This is a genomic window from Rhodococcus sp. C3V (assembly GCF_029269915.1).
In the GTDB taxonomy this organism is placed as follows: domain Bacteria; phylum Actinomycetota; class Actinomycetes; order Mycobacteriales; family Mycobacteriaceae; genus Rhodococcus_F; species Rhodococcus_F qingshengii.
Map to the genome: position 1 here is coordinate 347,484 of NZ_JARJBE010000003.1, position 20,362 is coordinate 367,845.

Annotated in this window: 20 protein-coding genes and 1 pseudogene; 8 read left to right on the forward strand and 13 right to left on the reverse strand. The window is 62.5% G+C overall.

Annotated elements, in window-relative coordinates; genetic code table 11:
* Positions 1-51 precede the first annotated feature (51 nt).
* From P3G66_RS10570 to P3G66_RS10600, 7 genes are all read right to left on the reverse strand, one after another.
* Complete coding sequence (locus P3G66_RS10570; RefSeq protein WP_276116519.1) at positions 52-717, reverse strand: hypothetical protein; 666 nt, start codon at positions 715-717, stop codon at positions 52-54.
* Positions 718-839: 122 nt separating this feature from the next.
* Positions 840-1,604: an SDR family NAD(P)-dependent oxidoreductase gene (locus tag P3G66_RS10575; protein WP_042449451.1), complete on the reverse strand. Its 765-nt coding sequence runs from the start codon at positions 1,602-1,604 to the stop codon at positions 840-842.
* A 146-nt stretch (positions 1,605-1,750) separates the two neighbouring features.
* Complete coding sequence (locus P3G66_RS10580) at positions 1,751-2,803, reverse strand: acyl-CoA dehydrogenase family protein (RefSeq protein WP_070161109.1); 1,053 nt, start codon at positions 2,801-2,803, stop codon at positions 1,751-1,753.
* Positions 2,800-3,765 (reverse strand): acyl-CoA dehydrogenase family protein, encoded by a 966-nt coding sequence (locus tag P3G66_RS10585; RefSeq protein WP_007734178.1) that lies wholly within the window; start codon positions 3,763-3,765, stop codon positions 2,800-2,802. The genes P3G66_RS10580 and P3G66_RS10585 overlap by 4 nt, the downstream gene beginning before the upstream one ends.
* The gene (locus tag P3G66_RS10590; protein WP_007734181.1) at positions 3,762-4,922 is read right to left on the reverse strand and encodes an acyl-CoA dehydrogenase family protein; all 1,161 of its coding nucleotides are present in this window, start codon (positions 4,920-4,922) and stop codon (positions 3,762-3,764) included. The genes P3G66_RS10585 and P3G66_RS10590 overlap by 4 nt, the downstream gene beginning before the upstream one ends.
* Positions 4,922-5,794, reverse strand: a complete 873-nt coding sequence (locus P3G66_RS10595) for an enoyl-CoA hydratase (protein ID WP_054188068.1) — start codon at positions 5,792-5,794, stop codon at positions 4,922-4,924. Before P3G66_RS10595 ends, P3G66_RS10590 begins: the two co-directional genes overlap by 1 nt.
* Entirely contained in the window at positions 5,791-7,332 is a 1,542-nt protein-coding gene (locus P3G66_RS10600; RefSeq protein WP_276116520.1) for a FadD3 family acyl-CoA ligase, read from the reverse strand. Before P3G66_RS10600 ends, P3G66_RS10595 begins: the two co-directional genes overlap by 4 nt.
* A 55-nt stretch (positions 7,333-7,387) precedes the next feature.
* On the opposite strand from P3G66_RS10600, the gene P3G66_RS10605 reads away from it, so the two are divergent.
* From P3G66_RS10605 to P3G66_RS10620, 4 genes are all read left to right on the forward strand, one after another.
* Positions 7,388-8,617, forward strand: a complete 1,230-nt coding sequence (locus tag P3G66_RS10605; RefSeq protein ID WP_276116522.1) for an acyl-CoA dehydrogenase family protein — start codon at positions 7,388-7,390, stop codon at positions 8,615-8,617.
* Positions 8,617-9,429 (forward strand): SDR family oxidoreductase, encoded by an 813-nt coding sequence (locus P3G66_RS10610; protein ID WP_003945582.1) that lies wholly within the window; start codon positions 8,617-8,619, stop codon positions 9,427-9,429. Before P3G66_RS10605 ends, P3G66_RS10610 begins: the two co-directional genes overlap by 1 nt.
* Before the next feature lie 76 nt (positions 9,430-9,505).
* The gene (locus P3G66_RS10615; protein WP_003945807.1) at positions 9,506-10,177 is read left to right on the forward strand and encodes a TetR/AcrR family transcriptional regulator; all 672 of its coding nucleotides are present in this window, start codon (positions 9,506-9,508) and stop codon (positions 10,175-10,177) included.
* An 11-nt stretch (positions 10,178-10,188) separates the two neighbouring features.
* On the forward strand, positions 10,189-11,337 hold the full coding sequence (locus tag P3G66_RS10620; RefSeq protein WP_276116524.1) for an acetyl-CoA C-acetyltransferase: 1,149 nt from the start codon (positions 10,189-10,191) through the stop codon (positions 11,335-11,337).
* Between the two features lie 54 nt (positions 11,338-11,391).
* Here P3G66_RS10620 and P3G66_RS10625 read toward each other — a convergent pair whose 3' ends face one another.
* On the reverse strand, positions 11,392-11,709 hold the full coding sequence (locus tag P3G66_RS10625; protein ID WP_020906277.1) for a DUF4333 domain-containing protein: 318 nt from the start codon (positions 11,707-11,709) through the stop codon (positions 11,392-11,394).
* 97 nt (positions 11,710-11,806) lie between these two features.
* Positions 11,807-13,207, reverse strand: coding sequence for a cytochrome P450 (locus tag P3G66_RS10630; RefSeq protein WP_007734205.1), 1,401 nt, complete (start codon positions 13,205-13,207; stop codon positions 11,807-11,809).
* A gap of 96 nt (positions 13,208-13,303) precedes the next feature.
* On the opposite strand from P3G66_RS10630, the gene P3G66_RS10635 reads away from it, so the two are divergent.
* The gene (locus P3G66_RS10635; RefSeq protein WP_003945528.1) at positions 13,304-13,891 is read left to right on the forward strand and encodes a TetR/AcrR family transcriptional regulator; all 588 of its coding nucleotides are present in this window, start codon (positions 13,304-13,306) and stop codon (positions 13,889-13,891) included.
* 47 nt (positions 13,892-13,938) lie between these two features.
* Here P3G66_RS10635 and P3G66_RS10640 read toward each other — a convergent pair whose 3' ends face one another.
* Together P3G66_RS10640 and P3G66_RS10645 are read right to left on the reverse strand one after the other, a co-directional pair.
* Positions 13,939-14,949 (reverse strand): ABC transporter substrate-binding protein, encoded by a 1,011-nt coding sequence (locus P3G66_RS10640; RefSeq protein WP_064112460.1) that lies wholly within the window; start codon positions 14,947-14,949, stop codon positions 13,939-13,941.
* Positions 14,950-15,031: 82 nt separating this feature from the next.
* On the reverse strand, positions 15,032-15,910 hold the full coding sequence (locus P3G66_RS10645) for a bile acid:sodium symporter family protein (protein WP_003945620.1): 879 nt from the start codon (positions 15,908-15,910) through the stop codon (positions 15,032-15,034).
* A gap of 132 nt (positions 15,911-16,042) precedes the next feature.
* On the opposite strand from P3G66_RS10645, the gene P3G66_RS10650 reads away from it, so the two are divergent.
* Genes P3G66_RS10650 through P3G66_RS10660 form a run of 3 tightly spaced genes read left to right on the forward strand, consistent with a single transcriptional unit; the run spans position 16,043 to position 18,257 of the window.
* Positions 16,043-16,315: a DUF2277 domain-containing protein gene (locus tag P3G66_RS10650; RefSeq protein ID WP_003945457.1), complete on the forward strand. Its 273-nt coding sequence runs from the start codon at positions 16,043-16,045 to the stop codon at positions 16,313-16,315.
* 5 nt (positions 16,316-16,320) lie between these two features.
* Entirely contained in the window at positions 16,321-17,742 is a 1,422-nt protein-coding gene (locus P3G66_RS10655) for an alpha/beta hydrolase (protein ID WP_276116525.1), read from the forward strand.
* Between the two features lie 23 nt (positions 17,743-17,765).
* The gene (locus P3G66_RS10660) at positions 17,766-18,257 is read left to right on the forward strand and encodes an NUDIX domain-containing protein (RefSeq protein WP_080961083.1); all 492 of its coding nucleotides are present in this window, start codon (positions 17,766-17,768) and stop codon (positions 18,255-18,257) included.
* Positions 18,258-18,641: 384 nt separating this feature from the next.
* Here the strand turns inward: P3G66_RS10660 and P3G66_RS10665 are convergent.
* Both P3G66_RS10665 and P3G66_RS10670 read right to left on the reverse strand, forming a co-directional pair.
* Positions 18,642-18,968, reverse strand: a pseudogene (locus P3G66_RS10665) (transglycosylase family protein); the annotation flags it as partial.
* 484 nt (positions 18,969-19,452) lie between these two features.
* Positions 19,453-20,358, reverse strand: coding sequence for an oxygenase MpaB family protein (locus tag P3G66_RS10670; protein ID WP_003945519.1), 906 nt, complete (start codon positions 20,356-20,358; stop codon positions 19,453-19,455).
* Positions 20,359-20,362: the final 4 nt, after the last annotated feature.

Below are 20,362 nucleotides of genomic sequence, written 5' to 3' on the forward strand. Positions count from 1 at the left end.
CGTCGGCTGAGGGGAGACGTACAACTCACCGCCGCGTGTCGGCGCCGCTGATCAGGCGAAATCGACCAGTTTGCCGAAAGTGAGGTTGATGTCCCACGGTGTGACGCCCCACGTCTCGATCGCTGATACCGCGAAGATTCCGGCAGCCTCGATGGTGTCCTGTGAGGCTGGTGCCGAAACGGAAACGCCGGTTTGTCCGCTCGGAACCTCCGGCCAGACGCCGGTTCCGACGGGCGCGGGGGTGGCCTCCATGACCGCGTTGGCCAGTCCCGATTCGTCGACGGTAGTGAAGAGGCAGTTCGGCTCGTGGGGGGAATCCCACCCGCCGAGTTCCGCGAGCCAGAATTCGCCGCGTCCAGCAGCGGAGATCGCTATGGACGCGAGTACCGATTCGAGATCTTCCCAAGCGTCGCCGGTCGGGGAGGACGCGTCGGTGAGCTTGAACGGTGCGGCAAGTGCAGTGCTGTCAGGGGAAGCGAAGCGCGGCTGCACAGTGAGGGCCTGGGTCTGGGTATCCAGAAACGCAACCTCTCGGAACTTGTTGTCCGGCAGGGTCGTACGGGCTACGAGACCGCGTCCCAACAGTGCGCCGAGCGCCGCGGGATCGTCGACGCTCCACAAGCGGGTCTCGTCCTCGGACCAGGTGCGGATCTTTCCGCCGACGACGGGACTGATCAGCACGGGCTCGAGGTTCGTAGTGCCTGTTGACTCGCTCACCGCTGGCTCCCCACCGCACGTCGTACCGCCGGACGGGTTCCCGGCGGCCAGTTAAGTATGCCGCCTCGCTGCTGTGCGCCTTTATTAACCGCCGGGGGTTAATAAAGGCGCACAGCAAGTGGTCACATATGCGTGCCGCCGTCGATGCGGATTTCCGTTCCGGTGACAAACGAGCCGTCCTCGGAAGCGAGCATCGCGATCACGCCGGCGACCGCGGACGGGGGAGCGAAACCCTCACCGATTGCCGGGGCCAGCTTGCCGAGCAGCGTGAAGTCGATGTCGGCCGGGAAGCCGGGATCGGACGTCATGCCCGACGCGATACTGCCGGGTGCGACGGCCACGGCGCGAAGACCCTGCTTGCTGTACTCGAGTGCAAGTGCGTGCGTGAAGGATTGGATTCCACCCTTCGACGCCGCATATGCCGTCATGTACGGGTGGGCGAAGGTCGCCGATGTGGAACTGAAGTTGACCACGACGCCTGCTCCGCTTTCGAGCAGTGCCGGCAGGGACTCCCTCGTCATGAGGAATGTTCCGGTGAGGTTGACCCCGATGACGGTGTTCCAGAAATCGAGTGTCATCTCGTGGGTGTGCGCGGAGCGCAGAATGCCCGCCGCATTGACCAGCACGTCGAGCCCGCCCAGAGCCTTGATCGCAGCGCCGACCTGTTCGCGAACAGACTCTTCGCTGGAGATGTCGACCTTCACCGTGGTCAGGCGATCGGAGTGTCCTGCGTCCTTCGCGGTGTTCAGCGTCTGTTCGAGGCCGGTCTCGGAAATGTCGGCGGCGACGACGGTGCCACCTTCTGCCAGGATGCGGGCAACGGTGGCCTGGCCGATTCCGGATCCTGCGCCGCTGATGAGGACGCGCTTGTCGTCGAATCGATTCACGAGAAAACTCCGGTCTGTGGGATGGACAGCTGTCTGGTGACCGATTCTGCGCGATCCAGAGCTATTAATCTGCTGGGCATTCCACTGACTGGGCACCAGTGGTGCTTGTTCGCTCGCAATCCCGAGCGAACAAGCACCGACGTCTCCTAGAGGCCCGCTGCCTGCGCGAGGCTCGGCAGGTAGGTGCTCGGCTGACCGAAGAGCTGAGCGCTGCCGTGTGCACGCTTGAAGTACAGCTGAGCGTCGTGCTCCCAGGTGATCGCGATTCCGCCGTGCAACTGAACCGCTTCGGAGGTGATCTGCTGCAAGGCTTCCGAGCAGTAGACCTTCGCCACTGCCGCGTCGTCCGCCGACTGCGTCGCCACGGCGGCGTACGTCATCGACCGCGCCGTCTCGACCAACGTGTACATGTCGGCCATCCGATGTTTGAGGGCCTGGAAAGAACCGATCGCGCGACCGAACTGCTTGCGCGACTTGGTGTATTCCACGGTCTGTTCGACGATCGCTGCTGCCGCTCCGACCTGTTCCGCGGACAAGGCGATCAGAACGACGGTTCGGATCCGATCGACCAGATCTTCGGACCACTCCAGTGGCCGACCACGAACACCGGAGAACGTGACCTCCGCCAGCGTTCGCGTCGGATCCATGGTGGGGACGCGTCGGCGGGAGACGCCTTCGGCCGCTGGATCCACTTCGTAGAACCCGTCGGCCGTGAGAACGAGCAGGGTGTCTGCGACGTGTCCGTCGAGGACGTACGACGCCGTGCCGGTCAACGCGTCTTCGGTTGCCTCGACGCCGAAGGTGCTCCAACCCGCGGCACCTGCCCAGCACAGAGCGAGCGTGCTCTCGCCGGACGCGACACCGGGCAGCAGTCGCGAGCATGCGTCGTTGTCACCGGAAAGCAGCAGTGCCTGTGCGGCAAGAATCGCCGAACCCAGCATCGGTGACGGGGTCAGCGTGCGGCCCAATTCCTCCTGGACCACGTGTACTTCGCCCAAACCTGCTCCGACGCCGTCGAACTCCTCCGGAATCGCCAACGCGGCGATGCCGATCTGCTCGCACAGCTTGCTCCACAAAGCGGCGTCGTAGCCGATCTCTGTGGTGATGGCGGCGCGGACGGCAGCGGAGTCGGAATGCTTGCTCAGGAGATCGCGTACCGATGCGCGCAATGCTGCCTGGTCTTCGGTGTCGATGCTCATGATGCAACCAGCGCTTCGACGACGCGTGCGCGATGCTCGGACGGTGTGCCCCACGCGGTGAGCAGCGCCCGTACCTTGGTGAGCCACAAGGAGAGATCGTGTTCCATCGTGTAGCCGATGGCGCCGTGAACCTGGAGTCCGACGCGAGCGGCCTTGTACGCAGCATCCCCGCACGCGACCTTGGCCGCAGAGATGTCACGCGAGGCGTCGGCCGACTGATCGCGAACCGACAGTGCGGCGCCGTGCAGCAGGGGGCGAGCCATCTCGAGGGAGACGGCAACCTCGGCCAGGTGGTGCTTCATGGCCTGGAACTGTCCGATGACCTTGCCGAACTGCTTGCGCTGCTTCGCGTATTCGGTGGTGACCTCAAGCAGTGTCTGTCCCAGACCCTGCAACTGCGCGGCAGTGGCAAGAGCGCCCATGTCGAAGGCGGCCGAGAAGTCGGCGGAGCCCAGTGATTCGCCGGCGGAAACCTCGTAGAGCTTGCGGGAGAGATCCACTGATGCCTTGGCTTCGCCAGGGACGCCGAGTGATACGGCACCGTCCTGCGCTAGCAGAACCAGATCCACCGCATCGGCGTCGAGCGCGAACGGTGTGCGCGGGGGAGCTGCGACGGTTGCCAGCGAACCCTCGGCGAGAGCAGAGAGACGTTCCGGTGCAACGGAAGCCAGGAGCGTCGGCGCCACGGCGATCGTTTCGACGACCGGTCCGGGTACTGCGTGCCGACCGAGCTGTTCGAGCGCAACGACCAGGTCGACGGCGTCGGCGCCGAGTCCGTCGTGCTCTTCGGAGATGACGAGACCGTTGACGCCGGTCTCGGCGAGGCGCTGCCAGAGCTTCTTGCCCGGCTCGGTGTCACCGTCGTTCCACGAACGGATGACGGCGGGCATGTCGGACTTGGTCAGCAGCGCATCGATGCTTGCAGCGAAGTCCTGGTGGGAGGAGTCGAGCGCGAATCTCATCGGTCCGCCTTCGGTAGGCCGAGCAGACGCTCAGCGATGACGTTTTTCTGAATCTCGTTGGTGCCTGCGTAGATCGGGCCGGACAGGGAGAACAGGTATCCGTCCATCCAGTTGTCGGCCAACTCGGCTTCAGGGCCCTGAAGTTCGAGAGCAGTCTCGTGGGTGGCGATATCCCACTCGGACCAGAAGACCTTGTTGATCGAGGACTCGGCGCCGAGCTGTCCACCGTCGGCCAGACGGGTGACGGTGCCGAATGTGTTGAGTTGGTAAGCGCGAGCGCCGATCCAGGCGTCGGCGACCTGGTTGCGCAGAGCGCTGTCGTCGGTGCGTCCGCTGGACTTGTACAGCTCGAGCAGGCGGTCGACGGTGGCGAGAAAGCGGCCGGGGCTGCGCAGCGAGAGACCACGCTCGTTGCTCGCGGTGCTCATCGCGACCCGCCAACCTTCGTTGACGTTTCCGATCACACCCGACTCACCTGGGTTGGCCGGGTCGTCCGGAACGAAGACGTCTTCGAGGAAGATCTCGGCGAAGCCGGGCTCACCGTCGAGCTGATCGATCGGGCGAACGGTGACACCCTTCGACCGGAGGTCGAACATGAAATACGTGATGCCCTTGTGGCGCTGCGCATCCGGATCAGAGCGGAACAAGCCGAAGCCCCAGTCGGCGTAACTCGCGCGTGAGCTCCACGTCTTCTGACCGTTGAGCAGCCAGCCGCCGTCGACCTTCTTCGCACTCGAACGCAGGCTAGCGAGGTCGGAACCGGACTCGGGCTCGGACCAGGCCTGGGCCCAGATGTCGTCGGCACGAGCCATGCGCGGCATGATGCGAGCCAACTGCTCGGCATTTGCATGCTCGAACAGTGTGGGAGCCAACAAGAAGATGCCGTTCTGGCTTACGCGGCCGGGCGCGCCCGAGCGGTAGTACTCCTCCTCGAAGATGACCCATTCGAGCAGGGACGCATCGCGTCCGCCGAGTTCCTTGGGCCAGGAGACGACGGCGTAGCCGGCATCGGCGAGCGTGTGCTCCCACTGACGGTGCTCTTCGAAGCCTTCGGCGGTATCCATCGACTTCAGGGGAGTCGCGGGCACATTCGCTTCCAGGAACGAGCGAACCTCGTCACGGAATGCGGTTGTGGCGTCGTCGAATACGAGATCCACTAGTTTGTTCCTTCCTGCGGTGCGCGAGCACTGGCAGCCATAGCTTTGGCGTCGAGACCACCAAGCGAGTCTTTGCCGACTTCGGCGTTGTGAGCGTGAGCGAAGTGATGCAGACCGAAGACGGAGTCGATGCCGTTGCGCATCCCCATCTGATCCTCGCACTGATTGACGGCCTTCTTGGTCAAAGCCAGTCCGAAGCGCGGCATCTCGGCGATACGTCCGGCGAGCTCGAACGTCTCCTTCTCGAGATGCTTGCGGGCGACGACGCGGTTCACCATGCCGATTTCGTATGCACGTTGCGCGGTGAACCGATCGCCGGTGAAGAGCATTTCCTTGGCGAATCGTGAACCGACCATCCACGGGTGCGCGAAGTATTCGACGCCGGGGATGCCCATGCGGACAACGGGATCGGAGAAGAAGGCGTCGTCGGCCGCGACGATCATGTCGCAGACCCAGGCGAGCATGAGCCCGCCGGCAATGCAGGCGCCTTGCACCATCGCGATGGTGGGCTTGGGGATCTCCCGCCAACGGCGGCACATGCCCAGGTAGACCTCCATCTCGCGGGCGAAACGCTGGTCACCGCCTGGCTTGTCGACGTGATCCCACCACATGGTGGCCTTGTTCTCGTACTCGACGTGATGGTCGCGTCCCGGAGTTCCCAGGTCGTGACCGGCACTGAAGTGAGGTCCGTTGCCTGCCAGGACGATCACCTTCACGTCGTCGTCTTCGACGGCGCGCTGGAATGCCGCGTCGAGGGCGTACGTGACCACCGAGTTCTGGGCGTTGCGGTAGTCGGGTCGATTCAAGGTCACGACGGCGACCGAGTCACGAACCTCGTAGGTCACGACGTCGGCTTCGAAGGGAACGGTCATGATTGTTCCTCGCGCAGAACCGTTTTGAGGACCTTGCCCGAAGGGTTACGGGGCAGATGATCTACGAAGCGCACCTCGCGGGGCACCTTGAAGCCTGCGATCTTCTCCTTGAGGAAGGCGATCACCGACTCTTCGGTGAGGCCGGCACCGTCGAGTTGGGCGATGTAGACGCGGCCCACCTCTCCCATCCGGTGATCGGGGATGCCGATGGCAGCAGACTCGTGGACGCCGGGCAGGCGAGCCAACATGCCCTCGATCTCGGCGGGGTAGACGTTGAATCCGCCGCTGACGTACATGTCTTTCAGACGGTCGGTGATGTCGAGATAGCCACGCTCGTCGAGGGTTCCGACGTCTCCGGTGTGCAGCCAGCCGTCGGCGTCGATTGCCTTGGCGGTGGATTCGGGGTCGTCGAGGTATCCGAGCATGACGTTCGGTCCACGAAGCAGGATCTCACCCTGGTCGCCGATCTTGACCTCGAAATCGGCTGTCGCGCGGCCGGAACTGGTGGAGACGGTGACCGGGTCGTCGTCGGTGCGGCACATGGTCGCGACCACTGCCTCGGTCAAACCGTATGCCGTGAGGACGGCGTCGAAAAGCTCTGCTTGCATGCGCTCGACGAGAGCAACCGGCACGGGTGCTGCGCCCGTGATCGCGATGCGGAGCGAGGACAGGTCGTATTCGCTGCGGCGGGGATGATCGAGGATGGTCTGGTAGATCGTCGGGGCGCCAGGCAGGATGCTGATCTTCTCGCTGCTGACCAATGCGAGGGTGTCGTCGATGTTGAAGACGGACACCGGCACGATCGTCGCACGGTTCAACAGGCAGACCAGGATTCCGGCCTTGTACCCGAAGGTGTGGAAGAACGGGCTGATGATGAGGAAGTTGTCGTCGGCGGTGACCTCGGCGCATTCACCCCACGACTTGGCGACAGCGATGGACTGACGATGCGCGGTGATCGCACCCTTGCTGCGCCCCGTGGTGCCGGAGGTGAAGAGGATGTCGCTGACGTCGTCTGGCTGCACCTTCGCAGCACGCGCGTCGGCTTCGGTGCGGGCGGCGTCGGTGGCGAGCGCGAGGAAGTCCTCGAACTCGATGACGCCGTCACGGTCGTCGTCCCCGTCGATCGGTACCTGGATGACGGTGGGGATCCTCAGGTCCGGATTGGCGTCGAGCAACTGCTGGTACCGGTCGGCCTTGAGGAACGTGCCGACGACCACCAGGGCAGCTGCGTCGACGCGCTCGATGATGTCGAGTGCTTCGGTGCCGGTGTAGCGCGTGTTGATCGGGATGATGGCTGCGCCGGCGTACTGAGCGCCGAGCAGGGCGATCACCCAGTGGTACGTGTTGGGCGCCCAGATGACGACGCGGTCGCCTGCCTTCACCCCACGGTTGATCAGTGCGCCGGCGAAATCGCGGACGCGCTGATGTAGCTGTGCGAAGGTCAGTCGGGTGTCGCCATCGGCGATAGCCGCGCGCTCACCGAACTCCTCGGCGGCCCGGATGAGGGCTGATGGGATGGTTCTCGGTTGTTCGGTCACTGGACTCCTACCTGACACGCTACCTAGCAAGTGCTTGGTAGGTTATCTTACATATGTGGACCAGAGCGAGAGCCCGGACGGGCAGATGACGGACGACGAGTTTGCGGCCACGGTCGCGCAGTGGTTGGCCGAGAACTTGACGGGCAAATTCGCTCAGCTCAAGGGTAAGGGCGGCCCCGGCAGTGAGCACGAGTTCTTCGAGCAACGACTCGAGTGGGACAAGCACCTCGCAGCGTCGGGGTGGACGTGCCTCGGGTGGCCGAAGGAGTTCGGCGGGCGGGGAGCAAGCATCTCCCAGCAGGTCATCTTCCATCAGGAGTACGCGAAGGCCGGTGCGCCCGCTCGCGTCAGCCACATCGGTGAAGAGCTGCTCGGCCCGACGCTGATCGCGTATGGCACCGACGAGCAGAAGCGCCGATTCCTTCCTGGCATCAACACGGTCAGTGAACTGTGGTCGCAGGGCTACTCCGAGCCCGGCGCCGGTTCCGATCTCGCGAACGTCTCCACGACCGCACGCCTCGAAGACGGCAAGTGGATCATCAACGGCCAGAAGGTGTGGACCTCACTGGCTCACGTCGCGCAGTGGTGCTTCGTGGTCTGCCGCACCGAGGTGGGCTCCAAGCGTCACCAGGGGTTGAGCTTCCTGCTTGTCCCGTTGGATCAGCCCGGTGTGACAGTTCGGCCCATTCAGCAGCTCACCGGCACATCGGAGTTCAACGAGGTCTTCTTCGACGACGCCGTCACCGATGCCGATCTGGTGGTCGGGGAACCCGGCGAGGGCTGGAAGATCGCGATGGGGCTGCTCACCTTCGAGCGCGGTGTATCGACGCTCGGACAGCAGATCGGATTTGCCCGCGAGCTCCAAGGCGTCGTCGACCTGGCGAAAGCCAATGGCAGTGACCAGGATCCGCACATTCGCGAAAAGATCGCCCGCGCGTGGGTCGGACTGCGCGTGATGCGCGCCCACGCGATGCGCACTCTCGACGCGGTCGACGCCGGAACCGCTGGCGGAGAAGCGTCCGTCGCAAAACTGTTGTGGGCCAACTGGCATCGTGATCTGGGACAGCTGGCGATGGACGTGCAGGGTGCGTCGTCGTTGGTTGCACCGTGGGCGGATTCCGAAGGCAATGCCTCGGACATCACCGATCCCGAGCACCTCGAGCTCGACGAATGGCAACGCCTCTTCCTCTTCACCCGCGCCGACACGATTTACGGCGGCTCCAACGAAATTCAGCGCAACATCATTTCCGAGCGCGTGCTCGGTCTTCCCCGAGAGGCCCGTTAATGTCTGACACCAAAGCCGCGTCCCCGCTTTCCGTTGCGCCGGAGGAAACCCCGGGCCACGGACTGCTCGCGGGCAAGAAGGCGATCATCACCGCCGCAGCCGGAACCGGCATCGGTTTCTCCACTGCGCGCAGGGTGCTTCTCGAGGGCGGCGACGTTCTCGTCTCCGACTTCCACGAGCGTCGACTCGGTGAGACGGTGGAGAAGCTGAAGGCCGAATTCCCCGGTCAGCAGGTCGAATCGATTATCTGCGATGTATCGAGCACCGAGCAGGTCGACGCGTTGTTCGTCGGAGCGGCCGAGAAGTTGGGACGTATCGACATCGTCGTCAACAACGCGGGCCTTGGCGGCGAAACTCCCGTCGTCGACATGACGGACGATCAGTGGGATCGCGTTCTCGACATCACCCTCAACAGCACCTTCCGTTCGACGCGCGCAGCCCTGCGGTACTTCAAGAGCGTTCCCCACGGCGGTGTTCTGGTGAACAATGCGTCCGTTCTCGGTTGGCGCGCGCAGCATTCCCAGGCGCACTACGCCGCAGCCAAGGCCGGCGTCATGGCGCTGACTCGGTGTAGCGCCATCGAAGCAGCGGAGTACGGAGTCCGTATCAACGCGGTCTCGCCTTCCATTGCGCGTCACGCGTTCCTGGCGAAGGTCACCAGTGAGGAACTGCTCGACCAGTTGGCTTCCGGTGAGGCCTACGGCCGCGCCGCGGAGGTCTGGGAGATCGCAACGGTCATCGCGATGCTCGCCAGCGATTACTCCACCTACATGACCGGCGAGATCGTCTCCGTTTCTTCGCAGAGGGCCTAGCGTCCCCGTGCGCGGTTAAGGAGCCCCTGGACTCGCTGACCGCGCACAGGGGAAGGCCCTGGATAGGATTGAATACATGACGCCACCTCGAAATTCCGACGAATCAAACGGTAAGTCCGGGCGCCGCGACGAGCTGCTCGAGATCGCGGCGGGGCTCTTCGCCGATCGCGGAGTGCGCGCGACGACCGTCCGCGACATCGCCGACGCCGCCGGGATCCTGTCCGGCAGCCTGTATCACCATTTCGATTCCAAGGAGTCGATGGTCGACGAGATCCTGCACCAGTTCCTCGACGAACTCTTCGGAAAATACCGCGAGATCGTCGCGGCGGGGTTGGACAGTCGCGCGACGCTCGAAGCACTGGTCGTGACGTCGTACGAGGCCATCGACGCCTCACATTCGGCTGTGGCGATCTACCAGGACGAGGTCAAGCACCTCGTCGGGAACGAGCGCTTCGCTTACCTGGCCGAGCGCAACACCGAATTCCGGGACCTGTGGGTCGGCGTCCTCGAAGCCGGCGTCGCGGACGGGACCTTCCGCTCCGACATCGACGTCGAATTGGTCTTCCGCTTCATGCGCGACACCGTGTGGGTCGCGGTTCGCTGGTACCGCCCTGGTGGATCCCTCTCGGCGCACGCCGTCGCGGCTCAATATCTCGCGATCGTGCTCGACGGGCTCTCCGATCCGGCCACAACTTCAGACGCTATTGCTGAATCAACTTCAAGAACTATTGCTGCACAACGAAACTAGGAGCTAACGCTATGTCCGAGGTTTACATCGTCGACGCCATTCGCACACCGATCGGCAAGAGGGGCGGCGCGCTGTCCGGCGTGCACCCCATCGATCTCGGTGCGCACGTCGTCAAGGCACTGGTCGAGCGCACCGGTATCGACCCCAGTGACGTCGACGACGTGATCTTCGGTTGCGTCGACGCCATCGGCGGCCAGGCCGGCAACATCGCCCGTATGTCCTGGCTCGCAGCGGGATTCCCGGAGCACGTTCCCGGGGTGACCGTCGACCGTCAGTGCGGTTCGAGCCAGCAGGCAGTGCACTTCGGCGCTCAGGCCATCCTGTCGGGCACCGCGGATCTGATCGTTGCCGGCGGCGTTCAGAACATGAGCCAGATTCCGATCTCGGCAGCGATGATCGTCGGTCAGCAGTACGGATTCGACACGCCGACTTCGGGTTCGGTCGGTTGGACCGAGCGCTACGGTGACCAGGAGGTCTCGCAGTTCAAGGGCGCCGAAATGATCGCCGAGAAGTGGGACATCAGCCGCGAAGAGCTCGAGAAGTGGGCCCTGCAGAGCCATGAGCGCGCCAAGGCTGCAATCGCCGCGGGTCGTTTCGACAACGAGATCGTCGCCATGGGTGACGCGACCGTCGACGAAGGACCCCGCGAGACCAGCCTCGAGAAGATGGCGACACTCAAGGTTCTCGTCGAAGACGGACGCATGACCGCGGCAGTGGCCAGCCAGATCTCCGACGGTGCGAGTGCGCTGCTGCTGGCGTCGGCGGAAGCGGTGGAGAAGTACAACCTCAAGCCCCGCGCCCGGATTCATCACCTCAGCGCACGCGGCGACGACCCGATCTTGATGCTCAGTGCGCCGATCCCGGCCACAAAGCATGCTCTCGCGAAGGCCGGCCTGAGCATCGAGGACATCGACATCGTCGAGATCAACGAAGCTTTTGCCCCGGTCGTCCTGGCCTGGATCAAGGAGATCGGTGCAGATCCGGCCAAGGTCAACGTCAACGGCGGCGCGATCGCACTCGGTCACCCGCTCGGCGCGACCGGCACCAAGCTGATGGCAACCCTGCTCAACGAACTCGAGCGCACCGGTGGCCGCTACGGCTTGCTGACCATCTGTGAAGGTGGCGGCACCGCGAACGCGACGATTATCGAGCGTCTCTGACGCCTTGCTGTGCGCCTTTATTAACCGCCGGCGGTTAATAAAGGCGCACAGCAGTTAGTTGTTCGGCACATCCGCAACCTTGATGTCGAAGTTCGCACTTTCACCGTCAACGCTGGTCACGGTAGCTGTGACGTCGTATTCGGTGCCCTGCTCGGTCAGGATGCACGTGATCGATGCGCCGACTTCGGCGTCGAGGTTCTCCGGACACGTCACGTCGTCGGGTGGCTCGCCGATCTTCTCGGCTAGTTGAGTGGAGATCTGACTTGCGACTTCGGACTTGTCCACTTGCGGCGTCCCGACGCTTGCCGAGCAAGCTCCCGTGGCCAATGCCGCCGAGAGTAAGACGATTCCCACTGCAGGCCTCTTTGTCATGTGAACTCCCAGGGTGCGCCGGTGCTCGCTGCTGCCACCTCAGGGATTACCGCATTCGGGACTGTTCAACCGAGTTGCGCGACGCAGTTTTGCGAGGTCAGCGTCGGCGGACCGTCAAGTTGAAGCCTTCGGGCATCAGGGTGAGCCGTTCGGCTACCTTCAACTCGTAGTCCGGATCGGCCTCGATCGTGTATTTCTGCAAGATGGTGCCCAACACGAGGACCGCTTCGTGAATGGCGAATTGTCTTCCGATGCAGGCGCGTTCACCCGTTCCGAATGGCTTGTACACGTGCGCTGGCCTGGCTTTGATGTTGGCAGGCAGGAAGCGATCCGGATCGAACGCCTCGGGATCGTTGCCCCACACCGGATCACGATGAAGTGACGGGATGAGCACGAGCATCCAATCGCCCTTCTTCATCGGATACTTGCCGACGAGCGTCGTGTCTTCGAGCGCCGCGCGCCCGTAGGCGGGAGCGGTCGGCCACAGACGCAATGATTCGTCGAGGACGCGTCGTACGTATCGAAGTTTCGCGATCTTCTCGAAGGCGGGCTCCTCGCCCTCCCATACCTTGTCGACCTCGGCTTGCGCCTTGGCCAGCACGTCAGGGTTTCGTGACAGGTAGTACAGCGCGAACGACAATGCGCCGGAGGTCGTTTCGTGTCCGGCGACGAGGAAGGTCACGACCTGATGGCGGATGTTCAGTTCGTCGATACGGTTGGGATCGTTCTCGCGTGCCGCCCGCAGCATCAGTTCGAGAAGATCTTCGGGCCCCGGTTCGGTACTTGTCCGCCGGGCACGGATCACTTCGTCCACAACCTCGGCCATGTACGCCTTGCGGACCTCGTCACGTTGATCGGCGCGACGTGCGAGCACTCGCCCGAGGGCGGTCGACTTCAGGAACGTCGTGCGCTGCGAATGGGAGAGTGCGCCGACCATTGCCTTGACGAACGGATGCTGTTCTTCACGTTCGAAGGAGTCGAACGAGTAGCTGAATCCAGTGCGTCCGATGGTCTCCAGCGTCAGCTTGGTCATGTCTGCGGAGACGTCGATGGGGGAGTCACTTTCACGACTGTCCCAATGGTCGACCAACTCGCCGGCTACGTCGAGCATGGTGCGGTGGTACGAGCGCATCGCAGTCTGGCTGAACGCCGGTGCCAGGAGATTGTGCGCCTTGCCCCAGTTGGGTTCGTGGTTGTACGCCGTGAACAGGCCGTCGCCGCCGATTCCGCGGAGTGCTTTGACTCCAGGTGCAAGGTGCTTCGCGAACCGGGACTCGTCGGACAGTTCTGCCACCATGTCCGCGCCCGAGGCGAAGACGAAGCGATTTCCCAGGACATTTCTCTCGAAGATCGGGCCGAGTTCGCGGCCGATGCTCACGGAGTTCTGCAGCGGTGTCCGGATATTGATCCCGAGAACGTCCCCGAGGACCGGCAGGCGCCACGCCGGATGCGGGATCCGAGCATCGGTCGTCGCCTCTGGAGTGGTGTCGACGCTCATTGTGTGTCCCCCGGGGTGAGATCGCTTACTGAATTGATGTCTAGTACGCAAAGTACGCCTTACTGAATCGGTGTCAAGTAGTAATCTGACTTGCCTATGGTCGCACCACGAAAACGCCTGGACCGAGAGCAGCGGCGCACGCAGTTGCTCGACATCGGCGCGCAACTTTTTGCCGATCGCTCGTACGAGGATGTGTGGATCGAAGAGGTCGCCGAGATTGCGGGCGTCTCGCGCGGGTTGATGTACCACTATTTTCCGACCAAGCGAGACTTCTTCGCCGCAATCGTCGAGCGCGAATCGCAGCACCTGCTCGAGGTGACCGCACCCGATGCGACGCTACCGGTGCGCGAACAGGTGGCAGCCGGGTTGGACGCCTACTTCGCGTACGTGAAGTCGCACAGCAGGGGAGTGCGCGCCATCAACGTCGGGACGCTGTCGGCCGAGGCCGGTATCCGGGCGATTGTCGAGCGCGAACTCGAACAGCAGCAGATTCGAATCCTCGATGCACTGGGATTCGAGGGCGAAAGAAGACAGCTCGCTGCCGTTGCAGTTCGGGGATGGATCGCGTTCGTCCGAGCTGTCTGCCTCGACTGGCTCGATCAACCTTCCATACCGCAGGAAGAGTTGAGAGTGATCTGTCTGCGGACCCTCTCCGGAGCGTTGGGCATCGACCTCGAAACGTGAAAAGCCGACCGCGCGGGAGCGGCCGGCATTTCCACGGACAAGGCTGATCAGTCGAGCGTCGAATAGAGATCGTCCCAGCCCTTGGCCACGTACATGTTGGTGTAGATGGACCCGTAGTACGTACTTCCTTGCAGAACGGCGACGTTCCCGGCCTGCACAGCCGGAAGTCGTTGCCACAACTTGTTGTCCGAGAGTTGATCGAAGGTGGTGTCACTGCTGTCGGTGACAGAAACCATGAACGCGTCGCAGTCTTGCAGACGATCCATCTCTTCGATGCTCAGTCGTCCCTGATTGTCGAAACCGGTTGTGTTCAATGTTCTTCCGCCGATATCGGCGAGCGTCATGTCGGTGGGTTGACGATTCTTCTTTCCCGTTTCCTCCGACACGGGCAGGCTGTCGATGTAGATCGTGGCCTTGTCCGGACTGTAGGACAAGCTTGCGACGGTTTTGCCCGCGATCGCCGAAGCGTGTCGAGTGCGAATGTCGGTGATCAGAGCGTCGTAATCGGTGATCAGGCGATCCATGGTGGGTGTTCGGCCCAGCCAATCGGAGAGCCGGGTCAGGTTCTCCCGCCACGTCTGCTTCGATTCGGTCGTCAGGACAGGAGCGATGGCTTGGAGCTTTGCAGCGGGCCAGTACTCGTTGTCGGCGTTGACGCAGATGATGAGATCGGGTGCGAGTCCGAGGATCTGCTCCAGATTGGGCTTGTCGCTGAGGTATTCGGCCGAGCCGTCGGCGGGAACCCACTTGGTGACGGGCGAGATGTTGTATCCGAACACCGGTAGTTCCAGGGCAATGGCGAGCTCGAGGTCGGTTCGGGCGTCGACGGCCAAGACCCGCTTCGGGTTGGTAGGTATGTCGTAGGTCCCCAACGGCGTGGTGACGGTGCGCATTTGAGCGTCATCATCGGTGCCTGAACCGTCGCTGGAACTGCAGGACGACAGAATAGTTGCGACTGCTGCCATCCCGGCTCCGATGCCGAATTGGCGACGGGTAAGTGCGTCGACTAGCTCTTGCCAGACGCGTTCGTCCGGCACGGTAGGTGTGTTGGTCAGCATTTTTTCGATACCCTTCGGTCTGAGTCCGTATCGATCGTAGGGTTGGCGATACCAGATCACCTATATCGAAAACCGCCTGATATTAGTCGATTTCGGCCATGGTCCGTGACTTTCGGGTGATGGCGGCGCCGAAGGCTGCAGCGAGCGGGAACATCAGAACGCCGTACACCGCGGCCGGCACTGCCAATTGCACGTTGTCGAGGAGACTGACGGCGATGGTGATCGCCAACGTGCTGTTGTGGATGCCGATTTCCATGGAACTGGCGATGGCCTGACGATCCTCGATGCCGAATATCCGGGGAACGACGTAACCGATCGAGAGGCTCAGTAGGCAGAACAAGGCAGCGACGACGCCGATGTCGACGAGATAGTCCGCGATGTTCTCGCGCTCGGAAACAACCGTTCCGACGATCACCAGTGCCAGAACCACCGCGGATCCGATGCGGACGGGCTTGTCCATGCGCTCGGCAAAGGCGCTCGAGCGCAATCGAACCCACATTCCGAGGGCGACAGGAATCAGTACGACGGCAAAGACCTGAAGTACCTTCGTGAACTGCAGTCCGAGGGTGCCGTCCGCGTCCTCGGGTTCGAAGTAGCCCAACGCGAAGTTGGTGATGAGCGGAAGGGTGACCACCGCTATCACCGAATTGACCGCAGTGAGTGTCACATTGAGAGCGACATCGCCGCGGAACAGATGGCTGAACAGGTTTGCCGTGGTGCCGCCCGGTGATGCGGCGAGGAGCATCATGCCGACAGCGAGCAGTGGGTCGAGGTCGAACAACGTGACCAGACCGAAGGCCGCGGCCGGGAGCAACAACAACTGACAGATCAGGGCAATCGAGACGGCTTTCGGCGCTTTTGCCACGCGGGCAAAATCTCCGACCGTCAAGGAAAGCCCGAGGCCGAACATGATGATGGCGAGTGCGGCGGGTAGGCCGACGGAGGTGAGTGCAGAGTCCATGAGTTAGTGGCTACTTCCAGTCACTGGGGGAATTTCACTGAAACTACCGTGATGCCCGGATCTGCGTGGCAGTTTGGATACATTGATGTATCGAACCGTGACGGCGTCGGTGAGCAGGGTTATCGTCGAATTATGTGCCGAAACATCACTGAACTTCGTGGACTCGAGCCCGCTGCTACGCCGGAGGAGATCGAGGCGGCCTCTCGCCAATACGTACGTAAGGTGAGCGGAATAGCCAAGGTGTCCGACGCGAACCGAGACGCCTTCGAACAGGCGGTGCGTGAGGTGACCGAAACGACGACGCGCCTGCTCAGTGCGTTGCCGCCTCGCAGACAGCCACCTCAGACCGTCCCTCCGTTGCGTCGCCCGGAAGTACAGGCTCGGATCGCTGCTCGTTCGTCCTGACCCGAGTGGATCTCACAGATATCGACGTATGGGACGTCGAAGCCTTGGATCAACTGTCTGCTGGGTTGGAAGGCGTTCTGGTCGCTCACCGCGTTCGCGACATCCGTCGACGCCTGGATACGCTGCGCAAAGAGGCCGTCGCCGACGACTTGCATATTCGTCAGGATGGAACCGTCTCTGCCGTTGCGCCCATCGCCGACGGTCACCCGCTCCACGTGCACGCCCAGTTGCTCGAGGTCGCAGTTCGAGAACTGATCGGTGAGGCACTGTTGGTCAGCGCGGATCTTCATCATGCGTTGTCTCTGCGGTCTCAGGTCGGCACCGACCTCCGTGACAAAGCTGTGCGTGTGGGGGAGGAGTGGCGAGCGTTCAGCCCTGATCGGCAGCGTCAGATGTTGCGTCATGCACCAGGCCTGATCGCCAACCTCGACGGCATTCCTGCTGCGATTCGCAGCCCGGCCAACCTCGATCGAATTCAATCGGAACGAGCACGGCTGCAAGATGATTCAGTCCGAATATCGCAAGAACTTCACCGCGAGTTCTTCGGCGGCAGACTGAGTAACACCGGGGCAGGCCAGTGGTACGCCGAACGCAAACTCGAGGATCTGGACGCGCTCGACGAGTTGTTTCGCGCCGAACCTGATCGACGGTTACTGCTCATGGACATGCGCTCGGGCGAACGAGGCTTCGCTGCAATTGCGATCGGGGATCCGGACACAGCGGATCACATCTCCGTGACGATTCCCGGACTGAACACCAACGTCAAGGACTCGATGCGCGGAATGGTCGGAGAGGCAACGCGATTACGAGCCGAGGCGATGCGGCAACTCGAACTGGCCGGCCGAAAGGAAAGCGTGGCCACCATCGCCTGGATCGGATACGACGCGCCACAGGTGATCGGGCCGGGAAAGTTCGACATCGGTCGGGCCAGCTTCGACGTCAGTCGATCGTCCAAAGCAGGCATAGCCGCCGACGCATTGGGTAGCTTCTTTCACGGTCTTCGTGCCGCGTCGGTCAACGACGGAGTCCATATCACCGCGTTGGGCCACTCCTACGGATCCCTCGCGACTTCTCTTGCGCTGCAACGCGGGGCAAGCGCAGCGGTCGACGACGTGGTGTTCTACGGTTCACCCGGGGTGCGAGCCAAGGTGGAGTCGGACCTCGGTATCGCCGACCGGCACGTCTACGTCATGAAAGCGGAAGGCGACAGTATCGCGGGGTTCGGCCGTTTCGGTGGCGATCCGACGCGCACCGAGTTCCATCGGTTGTCCACGGCCGAGGGGATCACCCCGGATGGAGTGAAACACGTGCGGGCGTTCGGGCATGCGGAGTACGCGAGGACCGGAGACAACGGAGAACTGCGGATGTCGGGATACAACCTCGCGGTTGTGGTTGCCGGACTGCCGGAGTTGGCCGTTATGGCCTGACCTGCTGGCTTACAGTGGCACTCATGCGTCTGAGGCATTCGGCCAGGGGGTTGGTCGTTGACGACCAGTCCCGTCTTCTGCTTTACCGATTCATCGCGCCAGGGGGAGGGCTGACGGTCTGGTGTCCTCCGGGCGGAGGCTTGGAAGGAGACGAAACCCCGTCCGAGGCGCTCGCGCGCGAATTGGACGAGGAGATCGGCTTGCGCGACTACGGCGCAGCCACCCATGTGTGGCATGAGGAGATCCGTGACCCGGCGATATTGCCGGGTTGGGGCGGTGCGATCAACGACTACTTCCTCGTGCCGGTGGCGACCGCATTCGAGCCCTGTGGGTCGTTGGGGCGCGAAGCGCTGGCCGCCGAGCTGGTCGAGCACTTCGAGTGGTGGAGTGTTGACCGCCTCTTGTCACACAGTGGTCGAGAAGTGTTCGGGCCACGCGATTTACCCGACCGGTTTGCACGCCTGGTCAAGGATGGGCCATCGAGTGCGCCGGATCGATTTGTTCGGTCGCCGTGAGGGATGCGAGGTAGCGATTGAAAACGAACATTTCGGCATCGAAACACGGCTACGCTGGGGTTATGGAGCACTACGTGCGTAAGGACCCCATCCCGTACGCTTCTAAGGCTGCGCCGGTCAGTTCTCACAACCGGTTGGCGAGGGCGGCCCAAAAATTGTGGATGGCTCTCCGAGGGCTGATGCGTGATCGGAAGGCGAGTCAGTACACCTCGCTCGCTCCGCGTCATCCCGACGGATCACGTACCGCCGTAATGTCTTTCAACAGCAGCGGCGGAGGGGCCGGATCAGGCGGGGCATGAAGGTCGCTAGTGCGACGCTGCCCGGGGCCCGTCGAATTCTCGACGAACACCGGGCAGTGACGCACTACTCGAACTGGGGTCAGCGGAGGTACTGTCCGCACACCGGCCACGCGCCGGCGCCCTGACCGGCAAGGACGTTTTCAGCAACGCGGACCTGTTCTGCCTGGCTGGCGTTGGCGGCGCTGCCCGCTCCGCCGTAGGCCTCCCACGTGCTCTGGCTGAACTGGAGTCCGCCGTAGTAGCCGTTTCCGGTGTTCGCGGCCCAGTTGCCCGAAGATTCGCATTCTGCGACACCCGACCAGTCGTGGGTGGCTGCGGATGCGGTGCCTGCGCTCAATCCGAGGGCTCCGGCTGCGAGGGCTCCGGCTGCGGCGACAGAGGCAAGTGCACGGGTAACGGTGGTCTTGGTCATTTTTGGTAAATCCTCTCGAGTCCCGCCGACGGAGGACGGTGACCGTCTCAGCTCCGCTCCCACCACTAGGAATGTTGTCGAGTCCGAACCGCGGGGTGGGACGGGCGGTGGCGATTCGGTAATGCCCGGTTGATCGGGCTGTCACCAACCATAAGAGATGATTACGGATTGGTCACGGGTCGGCGTGTCGACACATATTTGTGCAACAGAAATGCATCAAAGAGTGTTTTCCCAGGTCGCATGGCGATACGCCACCTCTCCCGGCGTTACATAAACGAGATAAAATGTGATGTAAGTCACCTGAAACGTGCCTCGACGGCGTCGATATGCGGCGAATGTGACACTCAATCAGCCCGGTTTGTCGGCTTTTCGACCCGGTTTTCAGTCGTGCTGGAACCCATGTCCAGCCGTGATCTGTTGTCGACCGACCGGCCCGATTTACCTGTAGGGCAGCAGAATTGACAACGAATAACGCGCCGCTGGCTCAGACGAGATTCTTGCTCGCCTTGATCCGGCGGCGAATGTCGCGCATCTGAATGGTGTTGCCGGCCTGACGAACGGAGCGTGGGATGAACCTGTTGACGAACGACACGAAAATGAAGAGGTGTTCGAACCGGCGGCGGTCGTCTTCGGTCCACTCGAGATCGAGTTGGTCGCGGTAGATCGGTGGAAGGAATCCGACCGTCAGGAACCGCAACAAGTTTCGGAACACCAGGCGTATCGGCCACGCGATCATCTGTAGGTTGACCAAGTCGATCAGGTACTGCTTGGTGCGTTCGTCGATGACGACGCGTTCGCAACCGAGGTTCCAGTAGCGCTCGAAGTCGGCACGTGTGGCCGGCCACATCTCTTCGGTGACCTGCAGCGTCGTTCCCAAAGTTGACGCGGACTTGTAGAACGACTCCGCCTGTTCTTCGGACATCTTGCCGTGCAGCAACTGATGACTGTCCTCGAAACCGATGAACAGGCATGCAGCAACCCATAATTGGAGTTCGCGATTGAAGGCGTTGTACTTGACCGGGCTGTTTGAATCCGACTTCACATGTCGGTGCACCGAGTTCACGGCCTCGCGGTAAGCCTTTCGCTCTTCCTCGTCACCCAGGATCGCGACCGTCAGGTACTGCGTCGTGGTTCGTGCACGCTTCCACGGATGCGCTGTCAGAGCACCCGATTCGACCTTGCTCTCCATGACGCCGTACGCCACCTCGGGCCAACCGAGTTGCAGGATGACGTTGGCAGCGGCTCCGGCGAACGACCAGAAATCGAGTGCGTCGGTGATGTGTGCGGGCTTACGTGCCCACCGTCTACGCTCGGCCGTGATGGTGATGCGTGTCTGATCGGTGCGAAGCGACGACTCGGACTTTTCCGAATCCAGGTAGTGAGTGGGCATGGAT